Origin of the sequence: Wolbachia endosymbiont (group B) of Erebia ligea (assembly GCF_947179575.1) — a bacterium.
Taxonomy (GTDB): Bacteria; Pseudomonadota; Alphaproteobacteria; order Rickettsiales; family Anaplasmataceae; genus Wolbachia; species Wolbachia pipientis_C.
The window spans coordinates 185965-200355 of the sequence record NZ_CAMXBW010000003.1 but is presented as its reverse complement, the minus strand read 5'-3'; the positions used below and the strand labels follow the sequence as shown (position 1 = coordinate 200355).

Below are 14391 nucleotides of genomic sequence, written 5' to 3'. Positions count from 1 at the left end.
CCCTGCTGAACGGATTCTACTTTTTAGAACATATCTTGAAAGGAAATCAGGAAGATAATATGATAGGATCAGTAAAAAATATATCCAGGTGATGTAAGTGACAAAGAATGGAAATTTTTGGAGCTAAGAGTTGCACAAGGTGTGGCCAAGAAAGCACAAAATCAGAACAATTATTAATGCTATACGATACATAATGAGAGGTATTTGTCAGTAGAGCAAAAGATTTGTATCCGTTCAGAGGTGTGGTTTAAGAAACAACAGCTAGCAGGTTTTGAAAAGGGTTTAATTCCTTTTGTTTCCAAGTCAGATACAACGAAATTATCCGCTCAAGAAATCTATTCCCTCGCTCTGACTGTGCAAAATATGAATTCTTACGATAGACAACATAATGCCGTATCTGTCGCTCAACATGGTTATTCGTTAATGGAATATTCTCTGGGTCATCCAAAAATGTCCACATCATTGACTCGGATTTTATAATACCCTTTACCGTTCGTGAAGCTCCTTTTGCTTCAAGTATATAAGATATTTTTATCATGCAGTACTGTATGTATCTTCGTAATTCTTTAGCTTGCTTAGTGAACTTTGAAATACTAATTTCATTTTCTGACAAAGCGTTTTTTAATACAAACAATCCATTAGCTGCGTCTTTTAAACAATGGCCAAGTCTCATTACTTCACTATTCCAACTATGAGATAACCTCTCGAAATTTCTCAATAAGTGAGCCCAACAAATTTGTCGTTTTTCATCACTGAAGTGGTTGTAAACTGCATATCTGTCAGTAATTACCAGGTTTTTGTAATCACAAAATGCACTATTCTTTAAAAATTTCATTCCTCTTGTATCTGCTAACTTCATAAGACTTGCTTTATTGTTGGCAAACATCCAGCACCATCCCAATTTGCCTTTGTTGTAGTGACTGGTTTCATCAATATGCAAAATTTCGCTTGCTTTTATTTCTTCCTCTATTTGTTCATAGGCTTCTTTACATTTTGACGAAACCCTTGCTTCACTATTGGACACACTACCAACACTTATACTCATGTTAAAGATGTCTTTCATAATATTCGCTATTTCTCGCTTTGAATTCTTATAAAACCCACTTAGTGATGCAACTACTGACTTAACTCTAGGACCAAAGGTATCCGGTGTAACTCCTTCTGGTAATTTGCTACTCCTTCTTTTTCCGCATTTACGACAGCGACCATGTTCTAATTGATACTCAACTACGTAAGGCTTAATTTCTGGTAAATCAACTTTTTGATAGACATATGGTTTTTCCGATATTGCGATTTCTTCACCACACTCGCATCTATTTGGTAACTCTACCTTCACCACCTCATCTGCTTCCATTTTAGCTCGGCAATTCCCCTTATGTCCAACTTGACCACCTATCTTCCTGCCGCCCTCTGACTTATCTTCTGGTGTGTCTTTTTTTATTTTGTACAGCTCTTTTGAACTTGGTAAAGATGAATTCCTTGAGTTTAAGCCGAGTCTCTCTCTTAGTTCAGCATTCTCTATTTCTAAGATTTTATTTTTTTCTTCAATCTTTGCTACTTTCTGCTCTAAGTTTTTACATAACTCTACAATACTGATCAACAATTGAAGCATCTAGCCTTACTTTACTATCAACATTTTGTGTTATTACTACTTTAATATATTATGTCAATTGTTTTTTATCCTTGCCACACCTCTGAACGGATACGTTTTTTCGCTGCTGTTGTACCAAACACACATTAAAGCATGGAAAGCAACACACGCAACTACAGCTACTATCCCTAAAGCTAATAATTTCCTGTTGTCTTCTGCGTCTTTTTTCTTATCTTCTCTGCTTGGCTGGTTACTGATACCGGAACCAAGGTTATTTATCACTGTAGTATTACCACTAAATAGGCTACGCAGTAGAAAATAATCCCAAAAATCTAAACCTCTATTATTGTGTACATGTACGTGTGTAACCTGAGGGCTTGTAGGTTGTTGCCTACTATCATGTCGATCACTTCCTATATTGTGTTTATTAGTTGGGTTATAGCACCTAAATTCCTTATACGCATTTTCAAAATTTTTATCACTCCAGTTATCAATATTTTGCATACCACGAGAACTTAAAAATTCTTGAACATTCTCGTCACTGCCATTTTCTTTTATATAGGCAAGTGCATACCTTTTTAAAACACTATCGCACATAGATATTCTCCTCAAATTAAGATTAAATTAATAAACAGTTATTACTATAAATTATATAGAATAATGTCTTCTTGTCAAGTTAGTCATAAACCTGTCAATATTCTTTCCACCAGCTCCTTTACTGTTGGTACGTGGCCATTCTCATAAAATGGGTCTTGCTTAAATTTGTACACATTGTGTCCAGAAAACATAAGTTCATTTTCAACATTGCCGTCATGTACAATGTTTTGCAGTGTCTTTTGTATACAGAAACTCCGTGGATCTGGCTTTCGCCCTGTTGAATGGTCACCATGATCTTTCCAATTGCTAAACAGACAATGGCTCAAACATCCCATGCAATTAATTTGATCTTGTCTTATCTCCGCAAATTTGCCTGGTGTCACAAAAATAACAGTTGTATCTGGAGTTTTCATTACCTCTGTATACCCTGCTTTAATCCATGCATTTGCTAGCTCTTTGTCTTTTGCAGTGAGGTAAATCTTTCTACCTCTGCTACCTATTGCAAATTCATTATTAAACTCTCCACTCGCACTTTCTGAAAATTTTATTTGACGTGAATTTCGTTCCTGTAGCTCATGTATGAAGCTATTTCTTACTGCAGATGAGTAAAATCCTGTCGGACTAAATTTGTTTAAAAATACGTCACCTTCTTCTAAAGTGAGTAATTTCTTTTTCCACTCCGTAGAAATCGGACTTTCTTTTGTTAAAAGTGGACGAGTGCCAAACTGAAAAGCTATCGGTCCGATTTGCGAATTATCAAACCAATGTTCCCAATCCTTCAAATTCCACACTCCCCCCGCCATAACAATTGGCGTTTCAGAAAGACCGACCTCATTCATGAAAGATCTAAGCTCTGCAACTCTTTCAAATGGAGCCTGCGGTAATTCTGGGTCTTCACTATTACTGAGTCCATTGTGACCACCAGCAAGCCACGGATCCTCATATACTACTCCACCAAGTAAAAAAGAAGATATTTTTTGGTAAGCACGTTTCCACAACGCTTTAAAAGCGCGCGCCGATGAGATAATAGGGTAGTAATAAACTTGATATTTAGCTGCAATTTCTCCAAGCCTGTAAGGCATACCAGCACCGCAAGTGATGCCATGAACTAAGCCTTTTGCTTTTTCTAATATGCCATGAAGGACTTGTTCTGCTGCTCCCATTTCCCAAAGCACATTCATATGTATTCTTCCACGGCCCTTTGATATTTCATTCGCTATTTTTGCTTGACTAACTCCAGCCTCAATACTATACTTAATTAATTCCTCATGCTTTTCATTTCTTGTTTTACCTCTATAAATCAGCGGCACCAACTCACCATTGTCATCAATAAGTTTAGCATTTGCACCAGAAAACGTACCAACAGCATCTGCTGCAGCAAATGCCCCACTTGATCTTCCATCACTGATTGCAATGCCTTTACCGCCCTCGACGATTGGCCAGACTTTTTTCCCTGAAATCACTATCTTTTTTATCTTATCTTTCAAAATTTCCTCTTAATCTTTCAATCTATTTTACTGAATTACTAAAAAAATAATAGCTTTTCTTTTTTATACCTATGCATTCAGTTTTAAATAGGCATAGGAGATGCTATAAATATAGTTTTATAAGAAATTTGCTATATGATCATAGGTTTAACAGGTGGGATTGCAGTTGGAAAGAGCTTTGTAGCCAATTGCTTTAAAGAATTTGGTGCCGCTTTGTTTGATGCCGACTCTGTCGTGCACCAGCTTTATAAAGTAAACAAAAACATAATAAGTTACGCAGAAGAAAAATTTCCTGGGGTGATAGTAAATGGTGAAATAGACAGAGCAGTATTGTCTAAATATTTTTTGGCCTACGATGAAAATTGGAAGCAATTTCAATCTTTAGTGCATTCTGCTGTGCAGAGTGAATTAGCAATTTTTATTGCTCAGGAGAAAGAAAACGACAGAAAACTCCTAGTCCTAGACATTCCACTCCTACTGGAAACGAGATTCCGTTTATATTGCGATTTTATTGTTTTTATCCATGCAGATAGCACTGTACAAGCTCAAAGGCTTAGTGAGCGTAATATGGATAAAAAAAAGCTGGATCTAATGTCTAGTATTCAGCTACCTATTGAAGAAAAAAAGCAAATGAGCGACTTTATCATCGATACCAGTGCAAATGTTCTTTCTCAAGTGAAAGATATAATAAACTCGTTAGACCTTAACACGTGATACGGTTATTCTCCACAAGATTACTCCGAATCTTAGCTATACTATCAGCAGATTTTACCATTAAAATTTCAAACCTTGAGCCTGCATTCAAAAACGATTCTACTGATCTGCCGAAAAAATCATATCTCCATCCCTTGAATAGTTTATCTATCTGCCCAGATATTGAGCCAGCTAACTCATCTTTTGATGAAATTAACTTTCTTGATATGTTATTTTCCTTACATTTGCTCTCCAAAATAATCGAGAGTATATCAAATACAGATTTATCATAATTATCTGACAGAGTATAATTTTGCTGCACAAATTCCTTCTCATTCTCATTGAAAATATCTATAAATTCTAATAAATCTTCCTCTTTTATATTTTTTGTGTTTCTCTTAAGGTCATCTAAAATGTCATCAATATGTTCCACGTTTTTTTCAATTAAACCAGTTATTACGGCATTATTGACTACCTTATTACGATTTATATTGTAACGCTGTGCTAAGGTCTCTTGCCACTCACTAACTGCTTTAACAGTTAACATCAACCTTGGATTTGCTTCATAATTAAATTTAATCCTCTTCCATGCATCTTTTGGATTATGCAAATACTTATTAACATCAACTATTGATTCCATCTCTTCTTGAAACCAGCCTATCCTATTATTTTCTTCAAGTTTATTGCACAATATTTGGTGTAGGTCATATAGGTGTATCACGTCATTTACTGCATAATCTAATTGATCCTCAGATAATGGCCGTTTTAACCAGTCTGAATTTTTAGCTTTAATTTTATCCAGCGCTACCCCTTGATATTGCTCTACTACTTTTGAATAACCAATAAAGTCGTGATAATAATGACAAAACATAGCAGCAACTTGGGTATCAAAAATGGGAGTAGGAACACATTTAAGCACGGTGAGTAAGGATTCTATGTCTTGCCGACAACTATGAAAAACTTTGGTTATTTCTCGATTCAGCATTATTTTCTTAATAAGCGATAAGTCAATTACCGGTACTAACACATCTACAATAAAACTCTTCTCTCCGTAAGAAATTTGAATTAGTGATAATCTAGGATAGTAGGTTAAATTGTTTCTAATGAACTCTGTGTCCACTGCTATAAATTTTGGATCTTTTGCCATCAATTCTTCACATGCATTCTCCAGCTCCGATGTCGTACTAATTAGCATATATTTTTTATTCAGTGGCTATATTTTACCACTTATATTCAATCTCTACAATTGGTTGAAATTCAAAGCACAACTATATGATAACTAACTCTTCCGTAAGTATACAGTTTTGCCAGACACAACGGTACGTATTACGCGCCCTTTCACTTTGCGTCCATCGAAAGGGGAATTTTTTGATTTACTAGCAAAGTTGTCAACTTTAATTTTCCATTCATGATCCAAATCAACTAAAATTAAGTCCGCTGCAAGGTTTTTCTGTATGCGGCCACGTGGCACATGTATGATATCTGCAGGCTTATATGTCAATTTTGCAAGCACATCAAGTAGACCCATTTGTCCACTGTGATATAGTTCAAGTGAAATGGGCAGCATTGTTTCAAGGCCAACAATACCAAATGCAGCATTTTCAAGTGGCAAATCTTTAGAACTAAGATCATGCGGAGCATGATCGGTTGCAATACAATCAATCACACCTGTCTTTAAACCTTCAATCATAGCTAAACGATCTTCCTCTGTACGAAGTGGCGGATTCATTTTTGCGATTGCTCCATGTTGCTTTACTATATCTTCAGTTAAAGTAAAGTGATGAGGAGTTACTTCACATGTAACATTTAACCCCAAATCTTTTGCTCGTTTAATAGCATCAAGTGAATCTTTTGAAGAGACATGTAAAATATGGTAGTGTACATTTTCTATGTCCTTCATTAGTAGTATATCACGAGTTACCATAACCGATTCTGATGCACTCAAGATTCCTTTTACTCCCAATTCTTCAGAAATCTTACCCTCATTAATTGCGCCACCAGCAGATAGATTTAAATCTTCTGCATGTTGAGCAATAGGAACACCAAGCATACTTGAATAAAGCAGTGCCTGTCTCATAATCATTGGATTCATAACTGGCATACCATCATCGGTGAACCCAACCGCACCTGCTTCCTTTAAAAGCGCTATTTCAGTTAATTTTTCTTCCGAAGTGGTAATTTTGGCGTAAAATTCAACATTCACATGTGAAGTTTCAAGTGCTCTATATTTCAAATATTTAGCCAAGACAACACTATCAATCGCTGGAACAGTGTTTGGCTGGCAAACTACAGTTGTAACGCCTCCTACAGCTGCAGATTTGCTACCCGTATGTATAGTTTCTTTATGCTCTTGACCTGGTTCACGAAAATGCACGTGAATGTCAATAAGTCCTGGCATTAGAACAAGCCCTTTACAGTCTATTGTTTCATCAACTCCACTTGTTGAAAGTAATGATTCGCTAAAATCAACAATTTTATCCCCTTCAGTTAACAATGAACCTTTTATATCAAGTTTAGTTTCCGGGTCAATAATACGAGCATTGATATACGCAATTTTATAGCCTTCCTTTTGGCCTTTCTGCAATAAATTCCAAGATTGTGTCATTATATTTAAGTATCAATTACAAAATAAATCTAAAGTTTTTTTAGTAAAACACAACCAAATTAAAGTGATGTTACAATAACTAGCAATGAAGAATATTTAAATTAATACTCAAGCAGCTACTCTACAACTAAACTAAAGAATGACTAAGATCATTCCCGATTTGACTAACTTCAACATTATTAAGTGCGGTATTTGCGTTATAAGAACAGTAACATCCTACTGCAAGAAAAGTTAATGCAGCTACAGCAAGCGAAACACACATTGCTAAATGAACCATTGTTAAACTTGTACCAACAGCAAATGCTCCAGATAATACAAAAGAAACAGAAGCATAATTACCTTGCCTTTTACTGTAAGTTCTTGCTTTCAAGAATTTTTCACTTAGCTCTTCATTCTTGCTTTCAAATTGCTTCTGTAGACTCTTCTCTAGTACTTCACTTTTGTTTTCAATTTCTTGCAGCTTTGTCTTTAAGTCGTTATTTTCATTTTCGCGTTGCATTATTTGATCAGCGAACGATTGTCTTGCATCATTCAGCTGCCCTTCCAACTGATCATTTTGTGTAGTCAATTGAGCTACCCGACCATTTAGCGTATCAGCAACCTGTGTTAATCGGGTTACTTCATCAGTTTTATCAGTTAGACCTTGCTTTGCATCATCCAGCTGCCCTTCCAATTGATTGTTTTGTATAGTCATTTGATCTACTTGATCTTTTAGCTTTCCAATCTCTTTTTTCTTCTTTTCAAGCTGAGCTCTTGCTTCATTAGATTCTTTGCTAAGTTGCATGACTTTACTAGTTTCTTCAGCTAGTTTTTGCTCTGATTCTACAAGTTGAACTTCTGTTTGCTCACATTTCCCTTTAAGCTCCCTTGCTTGACTAGACAAATTACTATTTTCCTGTTCAAGTTGAGCTTTTACTTCCCTTAGCCCTCTCTCACTCTCTCTGAATTGAGCTTTAGCATCCCTCAGCTCTTTTTCTGCAAATTCTACCTTTTCTTCTAGCTTAGTTTTTGCTTCCTCAAGTTTCTCCAGTCGATTAGCCAGATTACTATTCTTTCTTTCTAATTCAGCATTTGTTTCCTTAAGTTCCTTTATAGTATCATTAAGCTTGGTTACTGTTCTAGTTTGTTCATCCAGCTCTGCTTTCTTTTCTGCAAGCTGATCTTTTGTCCCTTTAAATTCTGCAGTAAGTTTATCTATTTGATCATTGAGTTGATTAGTCTTCTGTTGTTCTTGTGTTAATTTTCCTTTTTCATCATCTAGCTCTTTAGTTTTTCCAACCAAACTTTGTTGTATACTCTTTAACCTTCCCTCTAATTGAGTTTTGTCATTAGTAGGCTTAGCTACTTCTTGTTCTAGTAGTTTAATTTTCTCTTCTAATTTTGGAGCATATTGAATTGATATCTCAGAAAGCTTAATGTCTTTATTTTCTTCCTCAACTTTTTTAAAGAACTCCTTATCATTCACATCGACATATGACAAAACTGCATGGTAAAATAGGCCAAAAATATAAGCAATATGACGATACTTAGATGGATTGTTATCTGATTTAAAATTTTCCTGCTCTACTTCCCGAACAAGGTTATAATAGATATTAATTCTATGATAGTGCAGTTCTAAGTACTCCAGAGTTTTACCTGTTTCTAATTTTAATGATTTACCTACATGTTTATAGTGCATACCAGCATTACCATGTGGCAAACATGGTACCGGATCTGATTGACAAGCTACTCTAATAGTCTTATTTCCAAGACACTGATTGTAAACTTCAGCGGCACCATTGTAGAAAACTCTTGGAGAGCCAAAAGTTGCAACATGAACATCTTCGGCATCTTCTGTTTTATTAAGACATAAAGCAGCGATATTAGCAAGAGCACCTCCCATGCTATGACCTGTAACATTAATTTTCAAATCTTTGATTGCTAATCCTTTATCATTAGCATGCCCTTTTAATATCTTATGCACACTGGGCCAAGAGCGTTTGAATAAAGAGTAAAAACCAGAGTGGACACGATGATCTTCAGGTAAAAATGACAATTTAGCTAAAGATGCACGAAGATCTTCCTTTACATCATTTAAATCACGAGTACCGTGGTAAGCTATAGTTACTTCCTGACCTTTAATAAAAACATAACCAGCATCTCGATTATATGAATTGCTACTCATTAAAGCATAACCGACATCTTGTTGCTCTAATTTATAATCAGTATCCGAGCAATATTTGTCTTCAATGAGTTCATTGTCGTAAAATTTTATAATTTGATAACCTTCTTCTTCAAATTGCCTTTTAGTTTTGTACTCATCTTGCTTTAATTTTCTGTCCACATTACCGTAGGAAATCTTGCTAAAAGTACACATTTCTTGTAATTTTTCTTTATTAAATCCTGCAATTTGCCCTTTTATCAGATCAGCAAGGTCAAAAGCATCCTTTAATCCAGCACCTTTAAAATCTTCTATCTTCTTCCATGCTTTAATTAGGTCAGAAGTTCCTAGCTCATTAAGGTCAAAACTTTGAGCTTCTAATTCGTTCTTAAATGGTTCTAGCGCTTCAATTGCGCATTCTTTTATTTCATTATCACCAATATGTACAATACTATCGCTAATAGAATCCATACTTTGACCATGAGTAATACTTGGCATATTTTTTACCTACTATTTCATTTTATCACGCTTAAGACTCTTATTTATGACAACCACTGTGTCTGCGATCTTATCGTGCCAAGTTTGGCAGCGTTTGTCGAAGTTTGCCCATATAAAACCCAAGAATAGTGGTGCAGTTGACAATATAAAGGAAAAAAACCTCTTTATTGCTTGTTTGAGAGTCAATTTTTCAAAAGTTTGTGCATTTACAACTCTGAGTCCAAGTAATAACTTTCCAGGTGTAGCACCAAACCTTATCCACATATATGCCACATAACTAAAAAGCATAATGAATTGAACTATTTGATTTAGAATTAGTAACTTGATTAGTTTACTCTGCATTGCTGTTTCCTCTGCAGATAGTGGTACCTGCATTTGATATTTTGCAGCAATTTGGCCTAATATTTTACTGCTCTCCGAGCTCATGAAGAGTTGATTTAAGGCCTGACCGCAAAACTGCAAAAATAAAACGATAATGATTAAATCAAGAAGCACTGACAAATAGCGTCTAAGTCCCGTTACATAGCATATTCCATTATCATCCTTTTTCACTTTTTGAATAGCATTTATAGAAGAAAGAATGGAAAATAAACGATTAAAAAATTTATGTAACATATATGCATTTTCCAATGTTTGAGTGCCCCTGGCCGGACTTGAACCAGCATGCTTTTGCAAGCAACAGATTTTGAGTCTGCCGTGTCTACCATTCCACCACAGGGGCCTACTTTAATGCTATAAGCAATACAAGATTAGTCAAATTTTTTATCTTTTAAGTAAGGACTGAATATTCTACAATAATCAATCATTACTCTAAAAACTTAAAATGAATGAATTAGTTAACCTTATTGATTCAAGAGAAGAAATATGTAAATTGCCACATAATTTAGAAGCAGAGCAAATGCTCATTGGTGCAATGATTCGAGATAATAGAATTTGTGATGCAGTTGAAGACATAATCACAGCAGATAATTTCTATGATCCACTACATCAAAGCATTTTTACCCAGATATCTAAAACCAGAAAACACGGCATAGTCGCCAATGAACTAAGCCTAAAGATGTTTTTTGAAAATGATAAAGCATTTGCCGAATGTGGTGGAGTTGAGTACCTAGCAAAACTTGCAGCAAAGGCAAGCATTGCGCTTGACATCTATAGCTTGACCAGAATAATCCGTGATACTTATTTAAGGAGATGCTTAATCAAGCTCGGGCAGGAGATAGTTGACGATAGTTACAACTACGACATTGAAAATCCTGCACAGGTACAAATTGAGCAGGCAATGACAAAGTTGTTCAACTTAGCAGTAAAAAAGCAAGGTGATAAGACATATATAAAGCTTGCAAGTTCAATTAAAGATGTGGTTGAGAAGATCAGCAAGCTGAAAAATAACCCAGAGGCGCTAGGTATTACAACCGGACTTCAAGACCTAAACCAGCTTCTTGGTGGTTTGCAGAAATCTGATCTGTTAATTATAGCTGCAAGGCCCTCAATGGGAAAGACAGCATTGGCGCTGAACATCGCACTTAATGCTTGTAAGATTTTGCAAAAAAGAACAGATAAACAACACTACGTAGCGTTTTTCTCACTTGAAATGTCAGCAGAGCAATTGACTGCAAGATTGATTACTATAGATTCAGGCATTGGTTATTATAAGGCACTGACTGGGAGAATTAGTGATTTTGAATTACACGAATTCATTAATGCTAGTACAGATCTATCCGAATTACCTTTCATCATAGATGACACTCCTGCATTATCAATTAGTGCTCTTCGTACCAGAATACGTCTTCTCTATCAACTATATAATGTAGAGGTGGTCTTTATCGATTATCTGCAGTTAATTCGAGGAACAACAAAAAGGAGTAGTGAAAATAGAGTGCAAGAAATCTCAGAAGTGACGCAGGGTTTAAAAGCAATTGCAAAGGAACTAAATATTCCCATTGTTGCACTATCACAGCTCTCTCGTTCTGTTGAGCAAAGGGATGATAAAAAACCACAACTTTCTGATTTACGTGATTCAGGAAGCATAGAGCAGGATGCGGATATAGTAATGTTCCTCTATAGAGAAGAATATTATGAATTAAGAAAGCAACCAAATGAAGGAAGTAATAAACATCGAGAGTGGCAAGAGAAAATGGAGAAAATTAGAAATATTGCAGAGCTGATCATTGCAAAACAAAGAAACGGGCCAATTGGTAGTGTGAAACTACATTTTGACTCCAATAGAGGTGCATTTAAAGATTATACAGAAAGATATAGTCTGTAGCGGTTTTGAGTGGAAGTGTTTAACAAACCATACGTGCCAAATTAAGTAGCTATCGTGAAATATAGCAATATTTAAGATTGGCATTTTATTTGTTACATTTATTTTTTTAGGAAATTCTTATCTAGGATAAGATATTTTTTTAGAAAAATCTATAAATTACTAACTTTATTACTTAATATATAAAATAGTTTTTTCTTATTTCCTTTCTTCATTACGACACTTTTTCTTAACTTGATGCGTATGGTTTATTTAACACTTCCAATATACAACTAAAAAATAGCAAATTCTCTATAACTTGAATATAATTTTAGCTTTACCTAAACAGAAAGATGAATTACTTAATGGATTTTGTTTTAATATCTCTTTCCTTGCCACTTTTTATTACTGAGAATTATTTGTTAATTACTGCGTTGATCCCACTTTTAAGTGCATTAGCTATTTCTTTTACTAGTAAGTGGCCCAGAGTGAACAATAGCATTACTGTTGTTTCTTCTATGCTTCTATTTGCGTATACATCTCTATGCACTTTATATTTGGTGTATGGTGATCATTCTCAATTTATTCTCATAGACTTTGGTAATAATTTGCATATTAGTTTAAAGTTAGAGTCTAGTGGAGCAATATTCAGTTTATTAATATCATTTTTGTGGGTACTAACCAGTATGTATGCAATATGTTATATGCGAAATAACTATGCTGATAGTAACTACTCGAGTTTTCTATGCTTTTTTTCAATAGCGATTAGCTGTGCAATGTTTATTGCTTTTTCTGGAGATTTGCTCACTACATTTGTCTTTTACGAGCTTCTAACTATTAGTACATACCCTCTGATTACTTACAACTCAACAAATGAATCAGTAATTGCAGGACGCTATTACTTTGGTTTACTATTTTTCTCTTCTTTAGTGTTATTTTTTCCTGCAATAGGCCTCTTATATAATGAATTCCATACTTTAGACTTTGTAAGAGGTGGAATATTCAAGTTTGATACTTCGTTCATAACTTTTATTGCAGTATGTTTTGCTATGCTGATTTATGGAATAGGAAAAGCTGCATTAATGCCAATGCATTTTTGGTTGCCAAAAGCAATGGTTGCACCAACTCCTGTAAGCGCACTACTACATGCTGTTGCTGTTGTGAAATCAGGAGTGTTCATCATCATCAAAGTTATATTATACACTTTTGGCATCGATAATATGCAACGTTTTGCACAGCAAAGTTGGTTTGCTGGAGGATGGCTTCCGTACGCTGCTGGATTTACTATTATTACTGCATCGTTAATTGCATTAAAGCAAAAGGAATTAAAGAAATTGCTTGCTTATTCTACTATCTCTCAGTTGTCATATATTATATTGTTTGCTTCAATTTTTAGTGAATTCAGCATGAGGGTTGCAATTTTTCAATTAGTTTGCCACGCATTTGCAAAAATCACTTTGTTTTTCACTGCTGGAGCAATAATAACGAAAACAGGTGAGAAATACATAGATAGAATTCACGGTATAGGACGTAGTATGCCAATTAGTATGATAGCATTTACTATAGGTGCATTGTCCATGATAGGGGTACCACCTGCTCCGACTTTTTGGAGCAAATTTTTCATTTTTCAAGCTGTTTTTAACTCTAGTAATGTAACACTTTCTGTATTTGTAGCTCTGGTGTTAATTGTCAGTACTATACTCAACGCTCTATACTTTTTACCAATAATTTACAACGCCTTTTTCTCAAAGCCTTCTAGAAATTATTTTATTAAAAAGACACCAATGCTTCTAGTTTTACCCCCAGTTATTACTGCTATATGCACTTTAGTTATTTTTTTTAGCTACCAAATAATGTTATAAATATAATCATCTATATTTATAGCTATTAACAATAAATTTAAATGGTATTATACCAGTTAGAGTTGCTTTCATGTTTGATAAAGTAAAGCTAATCTCCACAGCATAGTCTTTCATTTTCTTATTTTGCTCAGCTGTAAAAACTACAGTAGCGTTTCCAGCAAATGTAACTAAGTTCTTGGTCAACCGGTCAATAGATAATGTTGTTACGTTTATGTTGGTAATTTTTCTTGTGGATGAAACAGCTTCATCGTTTACTTTTTCCTGAAAGTCTTGATAGATTTTATATATAGAATTGTTTTTTATAAAATTTTCTTGATACTTTGATTCAACGATCTGAGAGGACTCGTATGCTTCAACGTATTGACTTACCAAGTACCTTGCTATGGAAGTGTATTCATCTTCTTTTTCACTAAAACTAAGTTTATGTATTGTAGAAAACTCATCTTCTGTGTGGTTCGTGTACTTCACAAAATTTAAATCTTTTTTAACAGGAAGTAATAGGTATATGTTTAGTAATGATAAAAATAAACATACTAAGAGAAGTAACGCTATTAACGCCATCCAAGATCTTTCTACAACGTAGAACAGGTATCTGTGGCAATACCATTCTACTGCTTTCCTGAAATAACTTTTGTTTTTTACTGATTCAACTTCCATAACCTAATTATAATAACTC

General features: G+C 34.7%; 11 protein-coding genes and 1 tRNA gene. 3 read left to right on the top strand and 9 right to left on the bottom strand.

Annotated features, from left to right (window positions below):
* Positions 1-247 precede the first annotated feature (247 nt).
* The 3 genes from tnpC to OM962_RS05775 form a co-directional block, all read right to left on the bottom strand.
* The gene (gene tnpC / locus OM962_RS05785) at positions 248-1600 is read right to left on the bottom strand and encodes an IS66 family transposase (RefSeq protein ID WP_264330459.1); all 1353 of its coding nucleotides are present in this window, start codon (positions 1598-1600) and stop codon (positions 248-250) included.
* Between the two features lie 66 nt (positions 1601-1666).
* The gene (locus OM962_RS05780; protein WP_264331115.1) at positions 1667-2188 is read right to left on the bottom strand and encodes a hypothetical protein; all 522 of its coding nucleotides are present in this window, start codon (positions 2186-2188) and stop codon (positions 1667-1669) included.
* A gap of 83 nt (positions 2189-2271) precedes the next feature.
* Positions 2272-3675, bottom strand: a complete 1404-nt coding sequence (locus OM962_RS05775; RefSeq protein ID WP_264331114.1) for an NAD(P)H-dependent flavin oxidoreductase — start codon at positions 3673-3675, stop codon at positions 2272-2274.
* Positions 3676-3810: 135 nt separating this feature from the next.
* On the opposite strand from OM962_RS05775, the gene coaE reads away from it, so the two are divergent.
* Positions 3811-4389: a dephospho-CoA kinase gene (coaE, locus tag OM962_RS05770; protein ID WP_264331113.1), complete on the top strand. Its 579-nt coding sequence runs from the start codon at positions 3811-3813 to the stop codon at positions 4387-4389.
* Here coaE and OM962_RS05765 read toward each other — a convergent pair.
* From OM962_RS05765 to OM962_RS05745, 5 genes are all read right to left on the bottom strand, one after another.
* The gene (locus tag OM962_RS05765; protein ID WP_264331112.1) at positions 4379-5563 is read right to left on the bottom strand and encodes a ribonuclease D; all 1185 of its coding nucleotides are present in this window, start codon (positions 5561-5563) and stop codon (positions 4379-4381) included. The two genes, coaE and OM962_RS05765, sit on opposite strands and share 11 nt — an antisense overlap.
* Positions 5564-5647: 84 nt before the next feature.
* Entirely contained in the window at positions 5648-6973 is a 1326-nt protein-coding gene (locus OM962_RS05760) for a dihydroorotase (RefSeq protein ID WP_264331111.1), read from the bottom strand.
* Positions 6974-7100: 127 nt separating this feature from the next.
* On the bottom strand, positions 7101-9611 hold the full coding sequence (locus tag OM962_RS05755; protein WP_264331110.1) for a lipase family protein: 2511 nt from the start codon (positions 9609-9611) through the stop codon (positions 7101-7103).
* 12 nt (positions 9612-9623) lie between these two features.
* Positions 9624-10226: an RDD family protein gene (locus OM962_RS05750; protein WP_264331179.1), complete on the bottom strand. Its 603-nt coding sequence runs from the start codon at positions 10224-10226 to the stop codon at positions 9624-9626.
* A gap of 23 nt (positions 10227-10249) precedes the next feature.
* Positions 10250-10332 (bottom strand) — tRNA-Leu (locus OM962_RS05745).
* A gap of 102 nt (positions 10333-10434) precedes the next feature.
* Here OM962_RS05745 and OM962_RS05740 point away from each other — a divergent pair.
* Both OM962_RS05740 and OM962_RS05735 read left to right on the top strand, forming a co-directional pair.
* The gene (locus OM962_RS05740; RefSeq protein WP_264331109.1) at positions 10435-11877 is read left to right on the top strand and encodes a replicative DNA helicase; all 1443 of its coding nucleotides are present in this window, start codon (positions 10435-10437) and stop codon (positions 11875-11877) included.
* A 341-nt stretch (positions 11878-12218) separates the two neighbouring features.
* Positions 12219-13715 carry a proton-conducting transporter transmembrane domain-containing protein gene (locus OM962_RS05735; RefSeq protein ID WP_264331108.1) on the top strand — a complete coding sequence of 499 codons (1497 nt, stop codon included), beginning with the start codon at positions 12219-12221 and terminating at the stop codon, positions 13713-13715.
* Positions 13716-13721: 6 nt separating this feature from the next.
* Here the strand turns inward: OM962_RS05735 and OM962_RS05730 are convergent, their stop codons facing one another.
* On the bottom strand, positions 13722-14372 hold the full coding sequence (locus tag OM962_RS05730) for a VirB8/TrbF family protein (protein ID WP_264331107.1): 651 nt from the start codon (positions 14370-14372) through the stop codon (positions 13722-13724).
* Positions 14373-14391 lie beyond the last annotated feature (19 nt).